The organism is Bacillus sp. K2I17 (assembly GCF_002209985.1).
Lineage (GTDB): Bacteria > Bacillota > Bacilli > Bacillales > Bacillaceae_G > Bacillus_A > Bacillus_A wiedmannii.
Map to the genome: position 1 here is coordinate 569687 of NZ_NJGF01000001.1, position 25794 is coordinate 595480.

22 protein-coding genes and 2 other annotated features are annotated in these 25794 nt (G+C 37.6%); of the genes, 4 read left to right on the forward strand and 18 right to left on the reverse strand.

The genetic code is table 11. The features are described 5' to 3' along the window. Positions 1–66 precede the first annotated feature (66 nt). The gene (gene alaS / locus CER22_RS03260) at positions 67–2709 is read right to left on the reverse strand and encodes an alanine--tRNA ligase (RefSeq protein ID WP_088608172.1); all 2643 of its coding nucleotides are present in this window, start codon (positions 2707–2709) and stop codon (positions 67–69) included. 40 nt (positions 2710–2749) lie between these two features. Next, positions 2750–2969 (reverse strand) — a binding site (T-box leader). Positions 2970–3180: 211 nt separating this feature from the next. On the opposite strand from alaS, the gene CER22_RS03265 reads away from it, so the two are divergent. Continuing rightward, complete coding sequence (locus CER22_RS03265) at positions 3181–3525, forward strand: PH domain-containing protein (protein ID WP_060488234.1); 345 nt, start codon at positions 3181–3183, stop codon at positions 3523–3525. Positions 3526–3563: 38 nt separating this feature from the next. Here CER22_RS03265 and CER22_RS03270 read toward each other — a convergent pair whose 3' ends face one another. Continuing rightward, positions 3564–4631: an AI-2E family transporter gene (locus tag CER22_RS03270; RefSeq protein ID WP_048541428.1), complete on the reverse strand. Its 1068-nt coding sequence runs from the start codon at positions 4629–4631 to the stop codon at positions 3564–3566. A gap of 176 nt (positions 4632–4807) precedes the next feature. Here CER22_RS03270 and CER22_RS03275 point away from each other — a divergent pair, with 176 nt between their 5' ends. Then, positions 4808–5020, forward strand: a complete 213-nt coding sequence (locus CER22_RS03275; protein WP_000242555.1) for a hypothetical protein — start codon at positions 4808–4810, stop codon at positions 5018–5020. A 35-nt stretch (positions 5021–5055) separates the two neighbouring features. Here CER22_RS03275 and CER22_RS03280 read toward each other — a convergent pair whose 3' ends face one another. The 7 genes from CER22_RS03280 to cymR all read right to left on the reverse strand — a co-directional run bounded on the left by CER22_RS03280 (position 5056) and on the right by cymR (position 11451). Further along, a complete protein-coding gene (locus CER22_RS03280) occupies positions 5056–5184 on the reverse strand; it encodes a YrzQ family protein (RefSeq protein ID WP_001053553.1) in 129 nt (42 codons plus the stop codon). 18 nt (positions 5185–5202) lie between these two features. Next, positions 5203–5391: a hypothetical protein gene (locus tag CER22_RS03285; protein WP_000469281.1), complete on the reverse strand. Its 189-nt coding sequence runs from the start codon at positions 5389–5391 to the stop codon at positions 5203–5205. Positions 5392–5518: 127 nt separating this feature from the next. After that, on the reverse strand, positions 5519–7855 hold the full coding sequence (gene recD2 / locus CER22_RS03290; RefSeq protein WP_088608173.1) for an SF1B family DNA helicase RecD2: 2337 nt from the start codon (positions 7853–7855) through the stop codon (positions 5519–5521). Between the two features lie 96 nt (positions 7856–7951). After that, positions 7952–8611 (reverse strand): tetratricopeptide repeat protein, encoded by a 660-nt coding sequence (locus CER22_RS03295; protein ID WP_000066396.1) that lies wholly within the window; start codon positions 8609–8611, stop codon positions 7952–7954. A 110-nt stretch (positions 8612–8721) separates the two neighbouring features. Next, positions 8722–9837 (reverse strand): tRNA 2-thiouridine(34) synthase MnmA, encoded by a 1116-nt coding sequence (gene mnmA / locus CER22_RS03300; RefSeq protein ID WP_001038022.1) that lies wholly within the window; start codon positions 9835–9837, stop codon positions 8722–8724. A 16-nt stretch (positions 9838–9853) separates the two neighbouring features. Then, the gene (locus tag CER22_RS03305; protein WP_000439914.1) at positions 9854–10999 is read right to left on the reverse strand and encodes a cysteine desulfurase family protein; all 1146 of its coding nucleotides are present in this window, start codon (positions 10997–10999) and stop codon (positions 9854–9856) included. Positions 11000–11034: 35 nt separating this feature from the next. Next, entirely contained in the window at positions 11035–11451 is a 417-nt protein-coding gene (cymR, locus tag CER22_RS03310) for a cysteine metabolism transcriptional regulator CymR (RefSeq protein ID WP_000704116.1), read from the reverse strand. 292 nt (positions 11452–11743) lie between these two features. Between cymR and CER22_RS03315 the strand changes: the two genes are divergently transcribed. Together CER22_RS03315 and CER22_RS03320 are read left to right on the forward strand one after the other, a co-directional pair. Beyond that, on the forward strand, positions 11744–13030 hold the full coding sequence (locus tag CER22_RS03315) for a replication-associated recombination protein A (RefSeq protein WP_000812941.1): 1287 nt from the start codon (positions 11744–11746) through the stop codon (positions 13028–13030). 37 nt (positions 13031–13067) lie between these two features. After that, positions 13068–13709: an RsfA family transcriptional regulator gene (locus CER22_RS03320; protein WP_048541421.1), complete on the forward strand. Its 642-nt coding sequence runs from the start codon at positions 13068–13070 to the stop codon at positions 13707–13709. Positions 13710–14198: 489 nt separating this feature from the next. On the opposite strand, the gene CER22_RS03330 is transcribed toward CER22_RS03320, so the two are convergent. From CER22_RS03330 to CER22_RS03370, 9 genes are all read right to left on the reverse strand, one after another. Continuing rightward, positions 14199–14966, reverse strand: a complete 768-nt coding sequence (locus CER22_RS03330; RefSeq protein ID WP_000903181.1) for a tRNA threonylcarbamoyladenosine dehydratase — start codon at positions 14964–14966, stop codon at positions 14199–14201. 193 nt (positions 14967–15159) lie between these two features. Further along, positions 15160–16935, reverse strand: coding sequence for an aspartate--tRNA ligase (gene aspS / locus CER22_RS03335; protein ID WP_046958824.1), 1776 nt, complete (start codon positions 16933–16935; stop codon positions 15160–15162). Between the two features lie 12 nt (positions 16936–16947). Continuing rightward, the gene (gene hisS, locus CER22_RS03340) at positions 16948–18219 is read right to left on the reverse strand and encodes a histidine--tRNA ligase (RefSeq protein ID WP_033656406.1); all 1272 of its coding nucleotides are present in this window, start codon (positions 18217–18219) and stop codon (positions 16948–16950) included. A 69-nt stretch (positions 18220–18288) separates the two neighbouring features. Further along, positions 18289–18519, reverse strand: a binding site (T-box leader). A gap of 54 nt (positions 18520–18573) precedes the next feature. Continuing rightward, on the reverse strand, positions 18574–18750 hold the full coding sequence (locus CER22_RS32910; protein WP_001242605.1) for a hypothetical protein: 177 nt from the start codon (positions 18748–18750) through the stop codon (positions 18574–18576). Between the two features lie 269 nt (positions 18751–19019). Next, positions 19020–19460 carry a D-tyrosyl-tRNA(Tyr) deacylase gene (locus tag CER22_RS03350; RefSeq protein ID WP_001266955.1) on the reverse strand — a complete coding sequence of 147 codons (441 nt, stop codon included), beginning with the start codon at positions 19458–19460 and terminating at the stop codon, positions 19020–19022. Between the two features lie 17 nt (positions 19461–19477). Next, complete coding sequence (gene relA / locus CER22_RS03355) at positions 19478–21661, reverse strand: GTP diphosphokinase (protein WP_001262796.1); 2184 nt, start codon at positions 21659–21661, stop codon at positions 19478–19480. Between the two features lie 210 nt (positions 21662–21871). Further along, entirely contained in the window at positions 21872–22384 is a 513-nt protein-coding gene (locus CER22_RS03360; RefSeq protein WP_000346221.1) for an adenine phosphoribosyltransferase, read from the reverse strand. A gap of 47 nt (positions 22385–22431) precedes the next feature. Continuing rightward, entirely contained in the window at positions 22432–24771 is a 2340-nt protein-coding gene (gene recJ / locus CER22_RS03365) for a single-stranded-DNA-specific exonuclease RecJ (RefSeq protein ID WP_088608174.1), read from the reverse strand. A gap of 101 nt (positions 24772–24872) precedes the next feature. Next, positions 24873–25766, reverse strand: coding sequence for a cation diffusion facilitator family transporter (locus CER22_RS03370; RefSeq protein ID WP_048541414.1), 894 nt, complete (start codon positions 25764–25766; stop codon positions 24873–24875). Positions 25767–25794: the final 28 nt, after the last annotated feature.

Here is a 25794-nt window from a genome sequence, read left to right on the forward strand (position 1 = left end):
TCACTTATATAGTAAGTATAGGGAGAAGAACTTCTCCTCTCCCTACCATTGTACACTACTATCTCTTTATTTTGAAACAGATTTAACGTACTCTTGTACAAATGCTAAAGCTTCCTCAACTTGCGCTGGGTTTTTACCGCCTGCTTGAGCCATGTCAGGACGGCCACCACCACCGCCGCCACAACGAGAAGCTACTTCTTTCACAAGTTTACCAGCATGGTAACCTTGGCTAATTAAATCTTTCGTTACGCCAGCTAAGATGTTTACTTTATCATCATTTACAGACGCTAATACGACAACTGCAGACTCTAATTTATTTTTCAGGTCATCCATCATCGTACGTAAGTTGTTCATATCTGCAACGTTTACTTTCGCTGCTAATACGTTTACGCCATCAACTGTCATTACTGAATCAGTTAAGTTTCCAGCTTCAATATTGCTTAATTTTGCAGCAAGAGATTCGTTTTCTTTTTGAAGTTGTTTTACTTCAGCAAATAAACCATCCACTCTTGTTAAAATATCTTTCGGGTTTGTTTTCATTTTTCCTGCTGCTTCTTTTAATAAACCTACTTGATCGTTCATTAATTCGTATGCAGATTTACCAGTTACTGCTTCAATACGACGCGTTCCTGCACCGATACCAGACTCAGCAACGATTTTGAAAATACCAATTGAAGCTGTGTTATCAACGTGACAACCACCGCAAAGCTCTAAGCTATAATCGCCTACTTGTACAACGCGTACAACATCACCGTATTTTTCACCGAATAATGCCATTGCGCCCATTTCTTTCGCTTCTTCAATTGCTTTTTGAGAAATCTCAACATCAATACTTTCCCAAATTTTCTCGTTTACGATACGCTCAATTTTTTCTAATTCGTCAGCTTGTACTTGACCGAAGTGAGAGAAATCAAAGCGTAAACGTTCAGAAGTTACAAGAGAACCTGCTTGGTTAACATGCGTTCCAAGTACGTCTTTTAATGCTTGGTGTAGTAAGTGAGTTGCTGTATGGTTTTTCACAACGCTACTACGGTTTTTCGTGTCGATAATAGCTTTCACAGCCGCATCTTTCGTTAATGTACCTTCTTCAACAACAACTTTGTGTAAGTTTTGACCATTTGGTGCTTTTTGTACGTCTTTTACAAGTACTTTCACGCCGTCAGCAAGAAGGTAACCACGGTCTGCAATTTGTCCACCGCTCTCAGCATAGAATGGTGTTACATCAAGCATTAATTGCCCTTCTTCACCAGCTTGTAAGCTATCTGTGTATTCGCCGTTTTTCACAAGTGCAACAACGTTACTTTCTGTTGCAACTGTACCGTAACCAACGAACTCGCTCGCTACTTTCACTTCTCCAAGGACACCGCCTTGAACTTGCATAGAATCAACTTCTTGACGAGCAGCACGTGCGCGCTCACGTTGTTTTTCCATTTCACTTTCAAAGCCTTCCTGATCAACTGTCATACCAGCTTCTTCTGCATATTCTTCTGTTAATTCAATCGGGAAACCATATGTGTCATATAGACGGAACGCATCTACTCCAGAAATAACAGTTGTTTTTTCCTCTTTTGCTTTTGTGATAACTTCAGCTAAAATTGCTTCCCCATCATGAAGTGTTTCATGGAAACGCTCTTCTTCATTTTTCACAACTTTTGCTATGAAATCTTTCTTTTCAAGTACTTCTGGGTAGAAGTCTTTCATTACCTCTCCAACAACCGGCACTAATTCAAACATGAATGGACGGTTGATGTTTAATTTCTTCGAATAACGAACCGCGCGGCGTAATAAACGACGTAATACATAACCACGGCCTTCGTTAGATGGAAGAGCACCGTCACCTACAGCAAATGTTACTGTACGGATATGGTCAGCAATTACTTTAAACGCCATATCTTTTTCTAAGTCACCATTACGATACTTCTCACCAGAAATTGATTCTGTTGCGCCAATCATCGGCATGAATAAGTCTGTATCAAAGTTTGTAGGTACATCTTGAACGATAGATGTCATACGCTCTAGACCCATCCCTGTATCGATGTTTTTCTTAGGAAGCGGTGTATATGAACCGTCTGGATTATGGTTAAATTGAGAGAATACAAGGTTCCATACTTCTAAGTAACGCTCGTTTTCTCCACCTGGATATAATTCTGGGTCACTAAAGTCATTACCATAAGCTTCTCCGCGGTCATAGAAAATCTCTGTATTCGGTCCGCTTGGTCCTTCACCGATATCCCAGAAGTTTTCTTCTAAACGGATGATGCGCTCTTTTGGAACACCCATTTTTTCATTCCAAATTGTGAATGCTTCTTCATCTTCTGGATGGATTGTAACTGATAGTAATTCTTTATCGAATCCGATCCATTTGTCGCTCGTTAAGAATTCCCAAGCCCAAGTAATTGCTTCTTCTTTAAAGTAATCACCGATTGAGAAGTTTCCTAACATTTCAAAGAATGTATGGTGACGAGCTGTTTTCCCTACGTTTTCAATATCGTTTGTACGAATTGATTTTTGGGCATTTGTAATACGTGGATTTTGCGGGATTACACGTCCATCAAAATATTTTTTTAATGTCGCTACACCACTGTTAATCCATAACAGAGATGGATCTTCATGCGGAACTAGTGATGCACTAGGTTCTACTGCATGTCCTTTTTCTTGGAAAAAGTCTAAAAACATTTGACGAATTTGTGCGCCTGTTAGTTGTTTCATTGTATTTTCCTCCTTAAATATAAAAAACTCCCGCCCCTATAAAAGGGACGAGAGTTAACTCGCGATACCACCCTAATTATGAATTGATTATTATAACAATCAATTCATCACCTCATGGTGCCGTAACGTGGCAAGACGGCAGTGATTAGCTGCTCTCAGGATTAGCTTTCTGTTACCCTTCATTTAAAGCTTCTTTCAGCCATATGGAAGCTTCTCTCTATAAATGGACTGTAACGTACTTTTTCCGTCATTGATTTAATGTATTATATGACTAAATATAATAGAATTCTCTTAAGTTTGTCAATGTAGATAATCATTTATATTGCATTAACCATAGTTATTCTACTATTCATTCTTAACAGCCTTTCAATATATTATGCATTTATTAATAAATTGTACTACCTCTATATTTTTTTCAGAATATTATTTTTTTTTTATAATTAAATTATCAATAATAAAGGAGTGAGCAAAATGACAACTTTATTGAACAAGGCTAAAAACATATTAACGACTGACGAAACGATATTATTTTACACTGCATGTTCATTAGATATATTTATTTATCGTTCCGTTGCAAGACCAGGACTGTTAATTTTAACGAACAAACGGCTCTTCTTTTATGGACCAGATGTAAGTAAGAACCCAATATTTGAAGAGTACTCTTTTGCAAACATTTCTAATCTAAAAGAGCAAAAGCGGCTTTTCAGCAATCAAATTATATTTATGTACGATAATGAATGGAAAAAAATAAAGCATATTCAAACAAATGATGTAAGCTCTCTCGTTCAACAAATACACGAGCAACTCTCTAAATAATGAAAGCCCTCTACTTTTATAAGTAGAGGGCTTTCATATTACACATCTTCTTTTTTCCAAAGAGGTCTTACATGAACAATCACTGTACGAATAACCGCTAAAATTGGAACTGATATTAGTAATCCTACAATCCCAGCTATCTCTCCTCCAACTAGTAATGCAAGCATAATAATAACAGGATGCATACGAAGTGACTTACCAACGATGTAAGGTGATAAAATGTTACTTTCCAAAAACTGCAAAATAGCAATCGTAATTCCCGCCTTAATGAGTAAACTCGTTGATACCGTTGCCGCAATCATCAATGTCGGTATCGCCCCTAAAATAGGACCGAAGTACGGGATTATATCCGTTACCCCAATAATAATGCCGAGTAATAGTGGATATTTCATACCGATAAACCAAAAGGAAAGAACAGATACTCCCCCTAATACTAAGCAAACAAATAACTGTCCTCGAATATAACTTCCGAGTGACTTATCAATTTCTTTCGCCAGCATTTGCCCTGTACTACGCCACTTACTTGGGACTAGTTTCCAAAAGATGTGATAAAATTCACCGTAATCTTTTAATATGTAAAATACAATGAACGGTATTAAGAAAATAATAAGCAACGAATCCAGTACGCCACGAGCCGTACTCATCACTTTATTTAAAAGTGATTGTATCTTCGTTTCTACACCAACAAAAATTTGTTTCACCTTTTCATGAATAAATGATGGGAAATTTGCTGTTTGTTCTGTGACGCCATCCATCCAAGAATCATACATTTTTGTAAACTGCGGAAATTGTTCATTAATCTCTTGTAACTGTTTAATAACAACTGGCGTTCCTTTATAAATCCCATAACCAATTCCGCCAAAGAAAAGGATGTAAATAAGCAAGATAGCAAGTGTACGTGGCATCCCCTCTTTATGAATTTTTTCAATTAAAGGATGCAATAAATACGCAATAAAGCATGCAATAAGAAACGGTGTAATTGCCACTTTAAATACAAAAATAATCGGTGCCCATAGCGGCTTAATTTTTAAAAAGACAAGTAAACAAAGAAATACAAGTAACAATAACCCTAAACGATATATCCAAATGATTTTAAGATTCTTCACACGAAAAACCTCCTCCACCTTTATTTTGAAAATAAACAGGGTAGGTTATGTGCAAAAGTTTTAAAATCTTTTCGTGCAGACCATACTGTTTTGTAAAGACATACATATACATAACATAACAAGGACAACCACCCCTGAGAATGCAGCATGAAACAATATAATCAGGAGGGCTAATAATGGTTTTATTTATGCTCGTATTATCAGCACTTTTTATGATTCTTGAATGGGTTTGTATCGGGTTTGGGATTTGGAAAGGTTTCTTTATTCGTTCCTCGCGAAAAGAAAGGGCGAAGCAGTTATTTCATTACGGAATGCTTGGCGTTGGATGTTACGGCCTATCGTATCTCTTCTCTGAAATTGGACTTTTATATTTACATACAAGTGCATAAAAAAACTCCCTTATCATGAAGGGAGTTTTTTGCGCTTATAAATAAGATTTAATCATCTTACGTGCTTTTTTCATATTGCGTTTTGAAAATACATCTTGCTTGCGAGCATATTGATATGCTGCCGCTCCAACACCTAATGCGATTAATGAATTGCGTAGATTCAAAGTAAATCCCCCTTTTCGTTATCCGATCGTTCTTTCGTTCTCATCAAATAAATCATCAAGAGAGCTTAATGAACCATCTTCCTCTACTTGATGCGTATGGATTTTCCCTTTTGAAACCGATAATTCGATATAACAATTCCAGCAATAAAATTGGTTGACACCTATTTTTCCAATGTCTTTCCCTTTGCAATTTGGACAAATGAACATATGGCTTTCATCTCCTTACAGTCTCCCAGATTCTATTCGCCATTATGTCCAAACCGCATTCATTTATACATTGCTGGAGCCTTTCAACGTTATACGTTTGAAAGTTTCACTATATAATTTCACCTTGTTACATGAAATCATACGGTGAAATGTTTTCCACGTCCATTTCTTCGCCATTAACTGTTACCATCTGTACTTCTCCTTGTGATTCTTGCAAACGATTCGCTAAAGTCGTTTGACGCATTGCATCATCAAGGCGATTTACACCAGATTGGAAAGCTGCTTCCTCCCCGCAAATAATGAGGAACTTTTTACTTCTTGTAATACCAGTGTAAATTAAATTACGACGTAACATACGATTGTAACTTTTCACTATCGGCATAATCACAATCGGAAACTCACTACCTTGCGATTTATGAATCGAACAGCAATAGGCATGTGTAATTTGATTTAAGTCTGGCTTTGTATACGTTACCTCAATTCCATCAAATGAAACGATAATCATATCTTGTTGTTCAACGTTCTCTTTCGCATAAAACACCGAAACAATTTCTCCGATATCACCATTAAACACTTGGCTCTCCGGTTGATTAACGAGTTGCAGTACTTTATCGCCTCTTCGGTATACAACATCACCGTAAGCAATTTCTTTACTCTTTTCCCTTTTCGGATTAAACACTTCTTGCAACGCTTCGTTTAGTACATTAATACCGGCAGGGCCACGATACATCGGGGCCAGTACTTGTACATCTCTTGCGCTAAACCCTTTTGTCTTAGCATTTTCACAAACCTTCTTAACAACCTCAACAATTTGAGCTCCTGTACAGCCGATAAATGAACGATCTTTTTGATTTTGCGCTAAATCTGGTGGAAGCGTTCCATTTTTTATCGCATGGGCGAGTTGAATAACAGATGAGCCTTCCGCTTGACGATAAATTTCAGTAAGCTTCACTGTTGGAACTGCACCTGCATTCAATAAATCTTTCAACACTTGTCCAGGTCCTACAGATGGTAATTGATCTTCATCACCTACAACGATAACTTGAATGTTAGTCGGCAATGATTTAAACAGCTGATTTGCAAGCCAAATATCAACCATTGAAAATTCATCAATAATAAGCAATTTCCCTTGTACCGGATCCGTTTCATTACGCTGGAAAGACCCTTCTGGGGTCCAGCCAAGTAAACGGTGAATTGTACAAGCTGGAAGCCCCGTTGATTCACTCATTCGCTTCGCTGCTCTTCCTGTTGGGGCCGTTAATAATATCGGAAATGGATTATCGTCACTGTATTCACTCGGATTTAACGATAGCCCGTGAAGTGACGCATACATTTCAACAATTCCTTTAATAACTGTTGTTTTCCCTGTTCCTGGTCCACCTGTCAATAACATCATCGGTTTATGAAGTGCCGTTTGAATCGCTTCTTGTTGAAACGGTGCATACTGTACATTCAGTTGTTCTTCAATTTGACCTAACGTCTTTAACACTTCTGCTTCAGGAAATGAGGGTGTTTCCTCCTGATTCATAAGCCTGCGAATAGACTTTACAACACCTTTTTCTGAGTAGAATAACGATGCTAAATACACTCGTTCTTCTTCTATGATAACTTTCCCTTCACTTTGCATCATTTCAACGCAAGCTACAATGTCTTCCTCGGTCACTCTTCCTTCTTGATTATTTAAAAGTGACATCGTTTCTCTTACAAGTTGATTTTTTCCCATATAAACATGACCAAGTTGCAAAGAAACATTCTCTAACGTATAAAAACAACCCGCACGTACACGGTCATCATGATTACCCGATATACCTAACGCACGTCCTATATCATCCGCTCTTCCAAATCCAATCCCGTCCACTTCTTCAATAAGCTTATACGGATTATTACGAATCACTTCTAATGTCATCTCTTTATATTGCTGGTAAATCTTAATAGAAAGCTTCGTTCCAAAACCGTAACCATTTAAAAAACTCATTACTTTCTCTAGTCCTTGATGTTCAACAATTGTCTCATATATTTCTTGAGCTTTTTGCTTATTGACAACACCATTTAACGCATCCGGATCATCCATAATTTTAGAGATGGCATGTTCCCCAAGATGATCCACAATTTTTTCAGCTGTACGCTTTCCTATCCCTTTAAATAAATCACTCGCTAAATATTGCACCATACCAGCTTTTGTTTGCGGCAATTCTTTCTTAAATGTTTCAACTAAATATTGTTTCCCATACTTCGGATGGTCTTTAAAATGCCCTGTCAATGTAAACACTTCATCTTCATGCATGCGGGGAAAATGACCGTTTATCATCACTTTTTTTTCGTCGTACGTTTCATTCGTCTCAATGACTTTCATACTGACAACGGAATAGAGGTTTTCTTCGTTGTGGAAAATGGTGTGAAGAACTTGCGCTTTTATAAACTTTTTATCTTCCTCAAACAAATCCATTGCATGTTGATTTCCCATCTTTCCTCTCCTTTCCGGTTCGTTTCACTTTAATGAGCAGTACATCCCCCACCTATTTAGATGAGGGATAACTACCCATTAAACTATATTTTCATCTTATTCAGCTTCTTGCTCCAATAAACGAACACCATTACCAGCTAAAAAGTGATCTGGCTGAATTTCAGTTGCTTTCTTAAATAAAGTAAGAGCCTTCTCGTTATTTTCTTCAAATACGTACGCAACACCTAAATTATAATACGCATCTGCATGCTCTTCATCCATTTCTAATACCTTTTCAAAATAAGGTTTCGCCTCTTGAATATGTTCTAAACGTGCAAAGCAAAGTCCGCACTGGAACACAGCCTCTACATCGTTTTCATCTAATTCTGTTGCTCTTTGTAAAAATGGAAGTGCAAGACGATCATTTCCAAGCTGCACATGTGTAATACCTAACATAAATGTTACATCAGCTGATTGTAATCCCGCTTGCATCGCTTGTTCAAATACAGCCTTTGCCTCTGCAAATTGCTCTTGACCGTAATATACATTTCCTAATCCATAATAAGCAGCCGCAGATTTATCATCTAATTCTAATGCACGTTTATAAAATAAAATTGCTCTTTCACTATCACCTAGTACATCTAATAAGTTCGCAAAATTAATGTATCCAAGCGCATCTTTCGGATTTTCTTCGATTGCTTCTGTGAAATTTTTAGCAGCTTCTTCCCAGTTTCCTTCTTGCATATATTGAATACCTGTTTCAAGTTTGTTTGACATGTCCTTCACCTCTACAACAAATTATAACAAAGAATGTATTTTCCAAGCGAACGAAAATTCGCTTTATGTAAAAGAAACCTCTAACCGCTAATCGGCAGAGGCTTCTCATTTTATCCTAAATAATCCAATTTCTTACCACTACGATATACTTCATCAATTGTAGCACCGCCTAAGCACTCATCTCCATCATAGAAAACAACTGCTTGTCCTGGTGTAATTGCACGAATTGGCTCATCACAAAGAATACGAACTGTATTTTCATCAACGATTTGAACCGTTACTTTATTGTCTTCTTGACGATAACGGAATTTCGCTGTGCACTTAAATTCTTTTTCTTTCGCTTCATTACTTACCCAGCCGATATTCGTAGCAATAACTTCATCACCATATAGAAGCTCGTTATGGAATCCTTGATCAACATATAAAATGTTTTCTTTCAAGTTTTTCCCAACAGCAAACCACGGATCACCGTTACCACCAATACCAAGGCCATGACGTTGTCCAATTGTATAGTACATTAAACCGTCATGCTTCCCTTTCACTTCACCAGATAATGTTTGCATCACACCTGGTTGCGCTGGTAAATAGTTGCTTAAGAAATCTTTAAAGTTACGCTCACCGATAAAGCAAATACCAGTACTATCTTTCTTCGCCGCTGTCGCTAAACCAGCTTCTGTCGCCATTTCACGAATTTGCGGTTTCTTTAATTCACCTAATGGGAACATTGTTTTTGATAATTGCTCTTGGCTTAATTGATTCAAGAAATACGTTTGGTCTTTATTATCATCAACGCCGCGAAGCATTTTATATTCGCCGTCCATATAAGCAACGCGTGCATAATGACCTGTCGCTACATAATCAGCACCAAGCGCAATCGCATGCTCTAAAAATGCTTTAAATTTAATTTCTTTGTTACACATTACATCTGGGTTTGGTGTACGACCAGCTCGGTACTCATCTAAGAAGTACGTAAATACTTTATCCCAGTATTGTTTTTCAAAGTTTACTGCATAATACGGAATGCCAATTTGGTTACACACTTCAATTACATCATTGTAATCTTCTGTTGCTGTGCAGACACCATTCTCATCTGTATCATCCCAGTTTTTCATAAAAATTCCGATTACATCATAACCTTGCTCTTTTAATAAAAGAGCTGCTACAGATGAATCGACGCCACCGGACATCCCGATGACAACGCGTGTTTCTTGAGGTAGTTTGTTCATCATGTCACCTCCCATGCTAATTTTGTGTTAATCGCTTCACGATTTTCACTGTTTCGTACGCCGCTTTCTCAATTTGCTCTTTCGTATTTCCAAGTCCGAAACTAAAGCGTACGGATGAACGTATTTGATCGGAGTCTTTTCCGAACATCGCTACTAATACATGTGATGGATCAATCGAACCAGCTGTACACGCCGAGCCACTTGACACTGCAATGCCAGCTATATCTAAGTTCACAAGGAACGGTTCAATGTTCATTCCTGTAAAACTGATATTAAGCACATGTGGTAAGCGATATTCTAAGTTTCCGTTTACCTCGAAAGTAATGTCTTCATTTTTGAAGACAGATACCATTATATCTTTAAACTCTTCATATTGGGCATTTTTTTGCTCACGAGTTTTTTCAGCTAACAAAATTGCATGTTGCAAACCAACGATACTCGGTACATTTTCAGTACCAGCACGGCGTTTTCTTTCTTGCTCCCCGCCTATTAATAACGGTTCAAATTTCACATTTGCACCAGCGTATAGGAACCCTACACCTTTTGGTCCATTAATTTTATGAGCTGAAATCGATAATAAATCAATGCCGAACTCTTTCACATCTATTTCTACTAATCCGTAAGCTTGTACCGCATCTGTATGAAAATAAGCTTGATGCTCTTTTAGCAACTTCCCTATTTCCGCGATTGGTTGCATCGTCCCGACTTCATTATTCCCAAACATAACGGATACGAGAATCGTCTCTTCTGTTAATGCATTTTGTATATCAGAAACTTGAACGCGTCCTGTTTCATCAACAGGTAAATATGTCACTTCAAACCCTTCGCGCTCTAACAATTCACACGTATGCAAAATTGCATGATGTTCAATTCGCGTCGTTATAATATGGTTACCTTTATGACGATTCGCACGTGCTACACCTATAAGCGCTAAATTATCAGCTTCTGTACCACCGCTCGTAAATATAATTTCATTCGGATTCGCATGAATGCTACGCGCTCCCGCGCGTCTCGCCTCATCTACTGCATGGCGCGTTTGACGTCCATAAAAGTGAATACTAGACGGGTTCCCGAATGTTTCTGTCATATATGGAATCATCTTTTCGACCACTTCTGGGTGAGTCGGAGATGTCGCAGCATGATCTAAGTAAATGCGTTCCATTAAATCTCCTTCTTTCCAAATCGTTTCACAAGGAATTAAATGTAAAACATATAGCCCCCGTGATTTTCTTCCTCATAACGTACTAAATCTTCTAACGTTGTACTATCTAACACTTCTTGCACCGCATCACGAACACGCATCCATAATTGGCGTTGTGCCGGTTCCTCTTCTTCTATCATTTCTACAACACTAATCGGACCCTCTAATACACGGATTACATCCCCAGCTGTAATGTTAGCTGGCTGATCAGACAATACATATCCGCCATATGCCCCGCGCGTACTCTTTACTAGACGAGCGTTACGAAGTGGTGAAATTAATTGCTCTAAGTAATGTTCCGATAAATCATGTGCCTGCGCAATTGATTTTAAGGAAATTGGACCTTCACCAAACTTTTTTGCAAGATCGATCATAATTGTTAAGCCGTAGCGGCCTTTCGTTGAAATCTTCATCTATTTTGCACCTCTTTTCAAATTTTCACTTCTATTGGTTATATCTTATTTATAAAAGAACACAATTTAAAATCCTATGAAATTATAGCATAATATAGTATTATAAGAAATTTCAACTTGTGTATCAAAATGATAACATAAAATCACATTGAAAAACTCGGAAATTATTACAATTGAAAGAAAAATGAAAATATTTATATTCATTTTTCCCACAAAACAGCATCCTATTTCAAATTCCACTAAAAAAAATGATACGATAGAAAGAGATTATACATTAAGGGAGACGGTAAAAATGAAACAGCCACTCGCACATCGAATGCGCCCTACAAATATTCAAGAAATTATCGGACAACAACATTTAGTTGGTGAAGGAAAAATTTTATGGCGAATGGTCCAAGCAAATCATTTTCAATCTATGATTTTATACGGCCCTCCAGGCACAGGAAAAACATCCATTGCGAGCGCAATTGCAGGAAGTACTGGAACCCCTTTTCGCCTTTTAAACGCTGTTACTCATAATAAAAAAGATATGGAAGTTGTTGTACAAGAAGCAAAGATGCATCGACACCTCGTTTTAATTTTAGATGAAGTACACCGTCTAGATAAAGCAAAACAGGATTTTCTATTACCTCATTTAGAAAGCGGACTCCTTACCTTAATCGGTGCAACAACGAGTAATCCGTTCCATGCTATTAATTCTGCTATTCGAAGTCGTTGTCAAATCTTCGAATTACACGCATTAACAGAAGATGATCTTTTAATTGGCTTAAAACGAGCACTTGAAGATAAAGAAAAAGGTCTTGGGGAATATGATGTAACGGTTACGCCGGAAGCATTACATCACTTTGCAAATGCATCTGGTGGAGATATGCGTTCTGCTTATAATGCACTTGAACTAGCTGTTTTATCTAGCTTTACAACAGACGAAAAAGCTGCGGTAATTACGCTAGAAATTGCAGAAGAATGCTTGCAAAAAAAGAGCTTCGTTCACGACAAAGGTGGAGATGCTCATTATGACGTATTATCGGCATTTCAAAAATCGGTGCGCGGAAGTGATGTAAATGCAGCACTTCATTATTTAGCACGTCTTATTGAAGCTGGTGATTTACAAAGCATTGGTAGACGTCTTCTTATTATGGCATATGAAGATATCGGACTTGCTAGCCCACAAGCCGGACCGCGTACACTAGCAGCTATAGAATCAGCGGAACGAGTTGGATTCCCGGAGGCACGCATACCACTTGCAAATGCTGTTATCGAGCTTTGCTTATCACCAAAATCAAACTCAGCTTACAAAGCACTTGATACTGCATTACACGATTTACGTAACGGTCAAACAGGCGACATTCCAAGTCATTTAAAAGATAGTCATTACAAAGGCGCAGAATCACTTGGAAGAGGCATTGGATACTTGTATCCACACGACCATCCAAATGGATGGGTACAACAACAATACTTACCTGATAAAATAAAAAACAAACAATATTATAAACCGAAAACGACAGGGAAATTTGAGCAAGCACTTTCTACTGTATATGAAAGATTACAAAGTTCGAATAAAACGAAAAATAAAGGGTAACCTAAGCGAAAACGTCACCATTATGGAGGCTTCGCTTATGAAAACACGTCAAGATGCATGGACAAAAGAAGACGATCTCCTTTTAGCAGAAACTGTTTTACGACATATTCGCAGCGGTAGCACACAAATAAAAGCATTCGATGAAGTCGGCGATACATTGAACCGCACTTCCGCAGCTTGCGGATTTAGATGGAATGCTGAAGTAAGACCGAATTACGAAGATGCGGTGCAACTTGCAAAAAAACAACGTAAAGAATTAAAACGCTCTGAAGCTAAAATAGAAAAAGAGCATTTCACGCAAACGAAACAACTCGTAATTGATGCCGAGTTTTCAGAAGATATTATGCCAAACAAACAGGATCTTACAATGCAACATGTCATCTCGTTTTTGCAAAACTTAGAGCATACCAACCCTTCACTCGCAAAGTTACAAACTGAAAATGAAGTATTACAAGCTCAGCTCACGACTTTGAAAAAAACGAATCATGAACTGGAAGCAAAATTAGCGGTACTCTCAAAAAAACAACAAGCAATCGAAGAAGATTATGCAATGCTTGTTAGAATTATGGACCGTGCTCGAAAACTCGTTTCGGTTGAAGAACAAGAGGAACAGATCGCTCCAATTTTCAAAACAGATCAAAATGGAAATTTAGATATTATTTATTCTGCAGAGAATTAAAAACAGGGACGTCACTTTTTTGACTAAGTGATGTCCCTGTTTGTTTCTTTGGTGGAGAGTATATATGTATGTGTCGGTAAATGAAATTACACCGACGATTTTTCAAATATATCTATCGTAACTCAAAATATATCAACGATTTTTTAATATATCGATGATTCGACAAGAAATATTCCTCCCTACCACACAAGAAAACTCTCGGTATAGATTGGATATTTTTCACTAAAATGTTATTATAAACATATATATTTTAAGGGCGATGGTTGCTATTTCATTAATAGTCTTCAAAATAACACTCGGTATTCTCGTTCTAATATTAGGTCTTTTTACCATTAAGAGTTTAAAAAAGACTTCCGCCTATAAGTCGGATAAATACGATTATTCTTTATTAGGATTACTTACATTCGAATTATTAGTATTGCAAATATATGCAATTCTTTAAAACATAATAGAAAAAGCATATACCCTAGACGGATATATGCTTTCTTTTTATTCTTGTCCTACACGCTTCACTTCAACGTTTTTAATACGTTCACGTACAACGTGACTTGCCATAATTAGGCCTGCCACAGATGGTACGAATGCATTTGATGAAGGTGGTAATTTCGCTTTACGAATTTTTGCATTTTCGTCTGGTACGATTTCTTTACGTACTTCTTCACGAATTACGATTGGGTTTTCGTCAGAAAAGACAACTTTTACACCTTTTTTAATACCATCTTTACGAAGCTTCGTACGAATTACTTTCGCAATTGGATCTGTATGTGTTTTAGAGATGTCCGCAATACGGAAACGAGTTGGGTCCATTTTATTTGCTGCACCCATGCATGAGATAATTTTAATTTTTCGACGTAAGCATTGTTTAATTAAATGAATTTTGAACGTAATCGTATCAGATGCATCTACTACGAAATCCAATCCATGTTTGAAGAACTCTTCATATGTTTCATCAGTATAAAACATTTCTAGTCCAATTACTTCACACTCTGGATTAATGTCTGCGATACGCTCTTTCATTAATTCTACTTTTGAACGTCCTACAGTAGATACTAACGCGTGAATTTGACGGTTTACGTTTGTAATATCTACAACGTCTTTATCGACTAATACGAGACGTCCTACGCCAGAACGTGCTAACGCCTCTGCCGAAAATGACCCTACGCCGCCAATTCCTAAAATACCGACTGTACTATTTTTTAATATTTCAAGTCCTTCTTTACCGAAGGCTAATTCATTACGTGAAAATTGATGTAACATTCAGCTCTACACTCCTATTACAAAAATGGTCTATCATGTATTCTAGCGTTTTTCCGACTATTTGTATAGAAAAAGTTATAGAATTCCTAAAAATACATATTTCGAGAATAAAAACATAGTGTAAACCGGACTTTTTAAACAACCTCTCAAAAAAAGTCTAGACGGCTATAGTATAACCATCTAGACTTTATTCTTACTTCTCTTCTTTTAAGCTTAATTTTAAGTTTAACTCTTCAAGCTGTGCTTCTGCTACTGGGCTTGGAGCTTCTGTTAATAAGCAGCTTGCGCTTGCTGTTTTCGGAAATGCAATTGTATCACGAAGGTTCGTACGGCCTGCAAGTAACATAACAAGACGGTCTAAACCTAATGCGATACCACCGTGTGGTGGAGTACCGTATTCGAATGCTTCTAATAAGAATCCGAATTGCTCTTGTGCTTCTTCTTGTGAGAATCCAAGTGCTTTGAACATTTTTTCTTGTACGTCACGCTCGTAAATACGAAGTGATCCACCGCCAAGCTCATAACCATTTAATACAAGGTCATATGCTTGTGCACGTGCTTTTTCTGGTGCCGTTTCTAATAACTCAACATCTTCACGGAATGGCATTGTGAATGGGTGGTGAGCTGCGAAGTAACGATCTGCATCTTCATCGTACTCAAGAAGCGGCCAATCCGTTACCCATAGGAAGTTAAATTTACTTTCGTCAATTAACTCAAGCTCTTTACCTAGACGTAAACGAAGTGCACCTAAGCTATCTGCAACAACGCTCTTCTTATCTGCTACGAATAGTAATAAGTCGCCAGCAGTAGCTTCTAATGTAGCCATTAACGCGTTTGCTTCTTCTTCACCGAAGAATTTCGCGATTGGTCCTTTTAAGCCGTCCTCTTCCACTTTAAGCCAAGCTAGACCTTTTGCACCGTATACTTTTACGAATTCAGTTAATGCATCGATATCTTTACGAGAGTATTTGCTCGCAGCACCTTTTGCATTAATTGCTTTTACTTGTCCGCCGCTTTCTACAGCACTTGTAAATACTTTAAAACCACAACCTACTGCAAATTCAGATAGGTCTGTTAATTCCATTTCAAAGCGTGTATCTGGCTTATCAGAACCGTAACGAGCCATTGCATCAGCATATTTCATACGAGGGAATGGTGCACTCACTTCTACACCTTTTGCATCCTTCATAACTTTCGTCATCATGCGCTCCATCATATCTAAAATTTCATCTTGTGTTAAGAATGAAGCTTCGATATCGATTTGCGTGAATTCTGGTTGACGGTCTGCACGTAAATCTTCGTCACGGAAACAACGTGCTACTTGATAGTAACGCTCAAATCCGCCGACCATAAGAAGCTGTTTAAATAATTGTGGAGACTGTGGTAACGCATAGAATTCACCATCATGTACACGACTTGGTACTAAATAGTCACGAGCTCCTTCTGGTGTACTCTTCGTTAAAATTGGTGTTTCCACTTCTAAGAACTCTTCTGTGTCTAAGAAGTTACGAATTGTTTTCGTTACGTCGTGACGCATTTTGAATGTGTTAAACATTGCAGGACGACGTAAGTCTAAATAACGATATTTTAAACGCACATCTTCTGATGCATCTGTATCATCAGCAATAATGATTGGCGTTGTTTTTGCTGCATTTAATACGTTTACTTTCGTTGCTTGTACTTCAATACGACCCGTTGCCATATTGTCATTAATTGCGCCTTCACCACGCTCAACAACTGTACCTTCTACGTGCAATACGTATTCACTACGAATAGTTTCTGCTATTTCTAACGCTTCTTTTGATGTTTCTGGGTTAAATACAACTTGCACGATACCTGTACGGTCACGTAAGTCGATAAAGATTAATCCACCTAAATCACGGCGTTTTTGTACCCAACCTTTTAATTGAACTGTTTGTCCAACTGCTTCTACTGTTACTTTTCCACATGCATGTGTTCTTTCAGCCACTGTAAGTTCCCCCTATATTAATTTCTCTGCTACGTATGAAGCAAATACATCTAATGCTACTTCTTCTTGTTCCCCTGTTGCCATATCTTTTAAGTTAATGATGCCTTTATCTAGCTCATCTTCCCCTAATACAGCTACAAATTTCGCCTTTAGACGATCTGCTGATTTAAATTGTGCTTTCATTTTACGGTCTAAATAATCTTTTTCAACTGATAATCCAGCTTTACGAAGATCAAACGCAACTTTCGCAGCATGGTCTTTCGCTTTTTCACCAAGCGCTACAACGTAGCAATCAATACTATGTTCAATTGGTAATTCGATGTTTTCAGCTTTTAGCGCCATAATTAAACGTTCGATACTCATCGCAAAACCGATACCTGGCATTTCTGGTCCACCGATTTCTTGTACAAGCCCGTTATAACGTCCACCACCGCTTAATGTAGTGATAGCACCGAAACCTTCTGCCTCACTCATAATTTCAAAAACAGTGTGTTGGTAGTAGTCTAAACCACGTACTAAGTTCGGATCTTTTTCAAATGGAACATCCATCATCGTTAATAGTTCTTGAACTTTGTCGTAGTATACTGCTGAATCTTCGTTTAAGTATTCTGTAATAGATGGTGCTGTTCCCATTAATTCATGGTTACGGTCCTTCTTACAATCTAAAATACGAAGAGGATTCTTTTCTAAACGAGATTGGCAGTCAGAACAGAACTCACCGATACGTGGCTCGAAGTGTGCGATTAACGCATCACGGTGCGCTTGACGGCTCGCCGCATCACCTAAGCTGTTTAATACAACTTTAATATTTTTTAAGCCCATGCCGCGGTAAAACTCTACAGCAAGTGCAATTACTTCTGCATCAATCGCAGGATCGTTACTACCGATTGCTTCAATACCGAATTGTACGAATTGACGATAGCGACCTGCTTGTGGTCTTTCGTAACGGAACATTTGACCAATATAGTATAATTTCGTTGGTTGTGTTGCATCACCGAACATTTTGTTTTCAACGTAAGAACGTACAACAGGTGCAGTACCTTCTGGACGTAATGTTAAACTGCGCTCTCCACGATCTTGGAATGAGTACATTTCTTTTTGTACGATATCTGTCGTATCACCAACACCACGTAAAAATAGCTCAGTGTGTTCAAAAATTGGTGTACGAATTTCTTTATAGTTGTAACGACGGCAAATTTCGCGTGCTTGCCCTTCGATATACTGCCATAACTCAACAGTGCCTGGAAGAATATCTTGCGTTCCGCGTGGGATTTGAATAGACATATTCAGTTCCTCCTCAAATTGTTTTAATCTTAATAAAAATAAAAAAACTCCCGCCTCTACTGTTTGAACAGTAGGGACGAGAGTATTATACCCGTGGTGCCACCCTAATTGAAGCACGTATGCTTCCACTTTTTTAATAACGCTTAAATGTGCGTTCATCCCTACTAAGCATATATGCCGTTCAAGTTGAAACCTCTAGAGTGTCATTCAATCAGTCATCATGCAGAAATGTTTTCAGCCTAAGACATTTCTTCTCTTTCCATGTGTGTCTCATTTACTCTTCTCTATCAACGGTTATATTCATATGTAAATATAAAATTACTATACGTTTGTTGAGTAGGATTGTCAAGTACTCTAAGAGCGTTCAATCTGCTTCTTTAGACGCTTTACATCTTGAAGAGAAATCCCAAACTCAGAAGCAAGTTCCATTGAAGTATTGTTTTGCTCTTTTGAAATAAAATCATGAAAATTCACGTTAAACAGTTGATTTGCACCATTTGTAACAGAATGCCCTTTTTCATTCATACGCATACGTATATCCCTCACATTCAATATGGATGTTTTACTTTTTATTGTTCCATATTGATGAAAGAGTTATACATAACTGAAACAGCTATTAATTCCAAATAAAGTAAAACTTTAATGAATAAGGGTTTTGTCCATCGCCACTCATTATTAGCCCTCACTAATCAGGCTTCGACGGGCAGTGGATCTCCCACAAATAGCGAGATAAATGAACAAAACATACAACAATGTATAAAAAAGAAGGGATTATATAATCCCCTCTTTTTTAAGCAACACTATTTACTATCCACAATTAAGGTCACCGGACCATCATTGATTAAAGAAACATCCATCATTGCTCCGAACTTCCCTGTTTCTACATGCAATCCTTGCTTACGAACTTCCTCATTAAAGAAATCATATAAACGCTCTGCATAATCAGGTTTGGCAGCATCCATAAAGTTGGGACGTCTTCCCTTGCGACAATCTCCGTATAATGTGAATTGCGAAATTGATAGAACTTGTCCTTCTACATCAAGTACAGAATGGTTCATCTTTCCGCTCTCATCTTCAAAAATACGTAAGTTCGCAATTTTTTCTGCAATGTAAGTTGCATCTTTTTCTGTATCTTCATGCGTAATGCCAACTAGTAATGTTAAACCGAACGGAATTTGTCCTACGATCTCACCGTCTACTGTGACAGACGCTTCTTTTGATCGTTGTAAAACAACTCTCATCTTTTCTACACTCCCTATTAATGCATCATGCGTCGTACTGCATAAATTTCTGGAACACGTTTAATGCGTTCTACTACTTTTTTCAAGTGCTGTAAGTTACGAATAGAGATTGACATATTAATTGTCGCCATCTTATTACGGTCACTTCTACCAGAAACTGCCGAAATATACGTTTTCGTCTCTGTAACAGCTTGTAATACTTCATTTAATAAGCCACGGCGATCGTAACCTGAAATTTCAATATCAACGTTATACTCAATTTCTTTTTCAGGACTACCTTCCCACTCTACTTCCAATAAACGTTCTATAGCTTCTTCTGTATGAACATTTACACAATCACGGCGGTGAATCGATACACCTCGGCCTTTCGTAATATACCCAACGATATCATCACCTGGTACTGGGTTACAGCATTTTGATAAACGAATTAATAAATTATCCGCACCACTTACTTTAACGCCAGAATCCCATTTTCGAATTTTCATTGGTTTACGAACTTCTTTAACTTCAACGATTTCTTCTTCTTCACGTTGCTTACGGAATTTGTCCGTTAGTCGCGTAACAATTTGCGACGCTGTAATCCCGCTATATCCAACTGCTGCAAACATATCTTCTTCATTTGCAAAATTGAACTTCTCGGCAACACGTTTTAAATTGTCAGGAGCTAACACTTCTTTCATCTCATACTCTAGGCTACGCACTTCTTTTTCAACAAGTTCACGGCCTTTTTCAATATTTTCATCTCTACGTTGCTTCTTAAAGAATTGACGTATTTTGTTTTTCGCATGAGATGTTTGAGCAAGTTTCACCCAGTCTTGACTTGGCCCATACGAATGTTTCGATGTTAAAATTTCAATGATGTCACCAGTTTTTAATTTATAATCAAGCGTCACCATTTTGCCGTTTACTTTTGCACCAATTGTTTTATTTCCAATCTCCGAATGGACACGATACGAAAAGTCAATCGGAACAGATCCAAGTGGCAATTCCATTACGTCGCCTTTCGGTGTAAAGACGAATACCATGTCAGAGAATAAATCAATTTTTAATGACTCCATAAACTCTTCTGCATTAGAAGCTTCATTTTGCCATTCTAATATTTGACGGAACCATGTAAGTTTCTTCTCTAATGTACCTGTTGTTTCTGCTGTTTTTCCTTCTTTATACGCCCAGTGCGCCGCGATCCCGAATTCTGCAATCTCATGCATTTCTTTCGTACGAATTTGCACTTCAAGCGGATCACCTTTCGGTCCAATTACAGTCGTATGAAGAGATTGATATAGATTTGCTTTCGGCATCGCAATATAATCTTTAAAACGACCTGGCATCGGCTTCCAGCACGTATGAATAATTCCAAGTACCGCATAACAATCTTTAATACTATTTACAACGACACGTACAGCTAATAAATCGTAAATTTCATTGAACTGTTTATTTTGCAGTGCCATTTTACGATAAATACTGTAAATATGCTTTGGTCTTCCAGAAATCTCAGGTTGAATTGCAACTTCTTTTAATTTCTCACGAATACCAGTCATTACTTCGTCTAAATATTCTTCACGCTCTGCACGTTTACGCTTCATTAAATTTACAATACGATAGTATTGCTGTGGATTTAAATAGCGAAGTGACGTATCCTCTAGCTCCCATTTAATAGTACTAATTCCGAGTCTATGTGCTAAAGGTGCAAAGATTTCTAACGTTTCATTTGCAATGCGACGCTGCTTCTCTTGAGGCAAATGTTTCAATGTACGCATGTTATGAAGACGATCAGCTAGTTTAATTAAAATAACTCGAATATCTTGAGCCATTGCGATAAACATTTTGCGATGGTTTTCTGCTTGTTGTTGCTCATGAGATTTATATTTAATCTTTCCGAGCTTTGTTACACCATCGACAAGCATAGCAATTTCTTTATTAAATTCCCGTTCAATATCTTCTAATGTAATTTCTGTATCTTCCACTACATCATGTAAGAAACCTGCTGATACTGTAGCTGGATCCATGTGTAAATCAACTAAAATACCTGCAACTTGAATTGGATGAATAATGTACGGTTCACCCGATTTTCTGTATTGTTCGCTATGCGCATCACGTGCATATTCATAGGCACGTGCCACTAGCTCAATATCTTCATCTGCTAAATATTGACTTGCTTTCTCGAGTACCTGTTCAGCTGTTAGTACCTGCTCATTTGCCATCGAATCACCTTTTATTGAAAATTGACTTTATCTTAATTAAGTAGAATAAATTATATTCTATCATTATAACCTAATGATTGTGAATTGTGAAAAGGAAAAGATTTTACTGACATTTCACCTTATTTTTTTGTGCAATTATACAAAAGTACCCGCTCCTCTCCAAGAGATTCACGGGTACTTTTTATCACCGTAGTTTTACCTATATAGTGATTAGTATTTTTCTAATACTAATACATCGTAACCATCTAACATTTTACGACCATCTAAGTAAGTAAGCTCTACTAAGAATGCAATTCCTGCTACAACTCCGCCAAGTTCTTCAACTAGCTTAATTGTCGCTTCAATTGTTCCACCTGTAGCTAATAGATCATCTGTAATTAATACGCGTTGACCTGGCTTAATTGCATCTTTATGGATTGTTAAAACATCTTTACCATATTCTTTACCGTAGTCAACTGTAATTACTTCACGTGGTAATTTCCCTAATTTACGAACTGGTGCAAAACCTACTTCTAACGCATAAGAAACTGGGCAACCGATAATAAAGCCACGTGCTTCTGGCCCTACTACAACGTCAATGTCTCTTTTCTTTGCATACTCAACGATTGCATCTGTTGCTGCTTTGTATGCTTTACCGTCGTTCATTAACGGTGTAATGTCTTTAAATACAATACCTTCTTTTGGATAATCCGGTACAATTGCGATATGTTGCTTGAAATCCATATTTCTGAATCCTCCTCAGATCTAAAAGGTTTGTAAATACAAATCCTTTACCCTAACTGTTCTACTTCTTTATGATTACGAATCGTTTCAAACCATGTATATAGTTGCTGATATGTGCTATAAACCAATTCTTTTTCTAATTGTAAGTGGTTCATTTTCTCACGATATGTGTTCGATTCAATTAAATCACGCTTTTGTTTTTTGTCTGCCATAAAAATGACGCCATCTTTTATTGTAACAAATTCTAACTCAAAAAACACCTGTGTCATGAAATTTACTGTATCTTTTGACCAACCTTTATGTCGACATAGTTGTTCTCCATATTGTCTTAAAGAAAATGGTGCTTTTTGGCTCAAGAACGAATAGTACCATTTAAAATGTTCCCTTGTTGGAACAGTACTAAATAAATGATTATTCTCTTGATAAAATAGCGTATAAATTCGCGACGGGAACCCCACTTTAAATAAATCTCGTAATTCATCTGTTCCTTTTGGCAAATCAAGTAACACGATGTATTGATCGTCTAAATGAGTTACTTCTGATGCATGCATTATATGCTCTTTAAAGTCTTCTAAAGAAAATTTATTCAATACCTCTTCAGAAAAATACACCATCGTTATTTTTTCTTTCGGAAGCTCTGATACATTCGCTTCTACGTTACGCATACTACGCCAATCAAATAATTGCCACGCCTCTACAGCAATATCTTGTACCATTAATTGCGGCTTCTTAAAATTATTCCATTCATTGATAGATGCTTCCCCTATTACAGATACCTTTGCAACTGGAGAAATTTCTTTCGCATACGCACCAAATCCAAATCCGATTGTATCCAGTGTCGCTTGTCCATCGCGAAGAGCCATTTTCAAATGAGAGCCATCTGATCCGATTGCACGAATACTTTCTAACTCTGCATCCTTCACTGCAATACGCGGTTTTGGATTTCCAACACCAAATGGCGCTAATTTTTGCATGTCTTCAATTGCTGCCAGTGTTACATCCTCCACTTTACAAAAGACATCAACAGCTGTAATTGGAATAAAATCTTCTTCTGTTAAAATTACCTCTGCTTGTTCATTTAAGCGGCGGCGCAATTCATCTACATCATTCATATGTAGCGTCATTCCCGCTGCCATCGGATGCCCTCCGAAGTGTGGCAATAACTCTCTACAATCTGACAAGTTTGCAAACAAATCAAATCCTGCAATACTACGTGCTGAACCTTTTGCTATTTCTTTTACAGGATCAATGCATAATACAATCGTTGGACGATAAAAACGTTCCACTAATTTAGATGCGACAATTCCAATTACACCTGGATTCCAGCCTTCTTTTGCCAGTACTAGTACTTTATTGTCTTCTGGGGGGAAATTATTTTCCACTTCAGCGATAGCTTCTTCTGTAATTTGCTTTACAATATCTTTTCGCAGTTTGTTCAGCTCATCAATTTCTTCAGCTAGCTCTTTCGCTTCTTCTGGATCATCTGATAATAAAAGATGTACAGCCGGCGTAGCATCTTCTAAACGGCCAACTGCATTAATACGTGGTGCGAGTGAGAATCCAATGCTCTCTTCTGTAATTTCACTTTGCGAAACGTTAGCAACTTTAAATAGCGCCTTTAGTCCGATATTTTTCGTCATGCGCATATGTTTTAAACCGCGCTTCACTAGCAATCTATTCTCACCATGAAGTGACACTAAATCGGCTACTGTACCAATTACTGCAATTTCTAATAAATGTTCTGGTACACGACCTAGTAGTGCATGTGCAACTTTAAATGCAACACCTACACCAGCTAAATAGTGAAACGGATATACACCGCCATCTAATTTCGGATGAATAATCGCAAGTGCTTCTGGCAATTCTGGTGGTGGCTCATGGTGATCTGTAATAATAAGATCTATTCCAAGCTCCTTCGCTACCTTCGCTTCATGTACTGCTGCGATACCAGTATCGACAGTAATAATTAGTGAGAATCCTGCGCTATGCGCCCAACGAAATGCTTCTTCGTTTGGTCCATAACCTTCTGTGAAACGGTTTGGGATATAAAATTCTACATTTGCACCTAATTCTTGCAAAGCAAGATATAACACAGTCGTACTACTTACTCCGTCCGCATCGTAGTCACCAAATATTAATATTTGCTCTCCATTTTGAATCGCCTTATTGACACGTCCTACCGTTCTATCCATTCCTTCTAATAAAAATGGATCATGAAATTCTTGATTTTCTGTATTTAAAAAATCTAAAATCTTATCTTCTGTATCTAGTCCTCTACCGAGGAATAACGAAACGACAAGTGGTGATAATTTTAATTTACTTGCTAATTCACTCACTCGCTCGTCATTATATTCTTTTTCTTTCCAACGCGTCTTCGGTTGTAACACGAAATCACCCCTTAACCTGTTCATTATACAAGACAGATTAAGGGGTGACAATATAATGCAAACTACGCTGCAATATCTATATACTAAAATGTTAATAATGTTTAATTTGGAGAATACGGATTTATATGTACAAACACATTTTGTACGTTATCTTGTTCCATAAGCGTTTCTTTCACATGCTTTCCAATGCGGTGCCCTTCTTCTACAGTAATGTATGGATCTACAGAAACTTTAATATCGACAATAACGTAATGACCATGCTCCCTTGCATATAAAGAACCGATTTTTTTCACACCATCTATTTGAAGTACTGCTTCTCTAAGCGGAACAACATCTTCCTCATGAAGAACATGATCAAGCGTTGCATGAATTGCTTCTGCCCCAATACTCCATGCCATTTTTGCAACAAGAAGTGAAACAAATAATCCTGCAATTGGATCGGCATATACAAGCCAATCTAACCCGAGCTTACCACCAATAATCGCTGCACAAATACCGATTAAAGCTGCAATTGAAGAAAATACATCCGAACGATGTTCATATGCATTTGCAATAATTGCATCACTATTTACCCTCTTCCCTAATCGGAATTTATATTGAAACATTCCTTCTTTCACGATAATTGAAAGAACAACAGCAAAAATCGTAATTCCCTTCGGTGGTTCTAGTTCCTGCGAAAAAGCTTTTATAGACGAAATCGCTATCTCGATTCCCACAATAAATAATAATACTGCAACAATAATCGCTGAAATCGATTCCGCTTTACCATGACCGTACGGGTGATCTTCATCGGGCGGTTGCTTCGCTGCTCGCAATCCAAACAATACAGCTAGTGAACCAATTACATCTGATGCAGAATGCACGGCATCCGCTAATAGCGCTTTACTGTTCCCAATATAACCAATTACCGCCTTTACAATCGCTAATATAATATTACCAACGATCCCGACAATAGCACCAAACTCGGCCTGTTTAAAACGTTCATCTTTTTCCATAATTAAAATCCCTTCTTTTCTTAACCTA

Excerpts from the sequence above, each read along its gene's own strand:
- CER22_RS03360 (WP_000346221.1), bottom strand. The coding sequence starts at position 22,384 with ATGGATTTCAAGCAACATATCGCAATTGTACCGGATTATCCAAAAGAA.
- CER22_RS03320 (WP_048541421.1), top strand. The coding sequence starts at position 13,068 with ATGAAAACACGTCAAGATGCATGGACAAAAGAAGACGATCTCCTTTTA.
- CER22_RS03305 (WP_000439914.1), bottom strand. The coding sequence starts at position 10,999 with ATGGAACGCATTTACTTAGATCATGCTGCGACATCTCCGACTCACCCA.
- alaS (WP_088608172.1), bottom strand. The coding sequence starts at position 2,709 with ATGAAACAACTAACAGGCGCACAAATTCGTCAAATGTTTTTAGACTTT.
- hisS (WP_033656406.1), bottom strand. The coding sequence starts at position 18,219 with ATGTCTATTCAAATCCCACGCGGAACGCAAGATATTCTTCCAGGCACT.
- CER22_RS03285 (WP_000469281.1), bottom strand. The coding sequence starts at position 5,391 with ATGTTCATTTGTCCAAATTGCAAAGGGAAAGACATTGGAAAAATAGGT.
- CER22_RS03315 (WP_000812941.1), top strand. The coding sequence starts at position 11,744 with ATGAAACAGCCACTCGCACATCGAATGCGCCCTACAAATATTCAAGAA.
- cymR (WP_000704116.1), bottom strand. The coding sequence starts at position 11,451 with ATGAAGATTTCAACGAAAGGCCGCTACGGCTTAACAATTATGATCGAT.
- CER22_RS03295 (WP_000066396.1), bottom strand. The coding sequence starts at position 8,611 with ATGTCAAACAAACTTGAAACAGGTATTCAATATATGCAAGAAGGAAAC.
- CER22_RS03370 (WP_048541414.1), bottom strand. The coding sequence starts at position 25,766 with ATGGAAAAAGATGAACGTTTTAAACAGGCCGAGTTTGGTGCTATTGTC.
- CER22_RS03275 (WP_000242555.1), top strand. The coding sequence starts at position 4,808 with ATGGTTTTATTTATGCTCGTATTATCAGCACTTTTTATGATTCTTGAA.
- CER22_RS32910 (WP_001242605.1), bottom strand. The coding sequence starts at position 18,750 with ATGCGTATGAATGAAAAAGGGCATTCTGTTACAAATGGTGCAAATCAA.
- CER22_RS03350 (WP_001266955.1), bottom strand. The coding sequence starts at position 19,460 with ATGAGAGTTGTTTTACAACGATCAAAAGAAGCGTCTGTCACAGTAGAC.
- recD2 (WP_088608173.1), bottom strand. The coding sequence starts at position 7,855 with ATGGGAAATCAACATGCAATGGATTTGTTTGAGGAAGATAAAAAGTTT.
- relA (WP_001262796.1), bottom strand. The coding sequence starts at position 21,661 with ATGGCAAATGAGCAGGTACTAACAGCTGAACAGGTACTCGAGAAAGCA.
- CER22_RS03265 (WP_060488234.1), top strand. The coding sequence starts at position 3,181 with ATGACAACTTTATTGAACAAGGCTAAAAACATATTAACGACTGACGAA.
- CER22_RS03330 (WP_000903181.1), bottom strand. The coding sequence starts at position 14,966 with ATGTTACATCAATTTTCACGTAATGAATTAGCCTTCGGTAAAGAAGGA.
- mnmA (WP_001038022.1), bottom strand. The coding sequence starts at position 9,837 with ATGAACAAACTACCTCAAGAAACACGCGTTGTCATCGGGATGTCCGGT.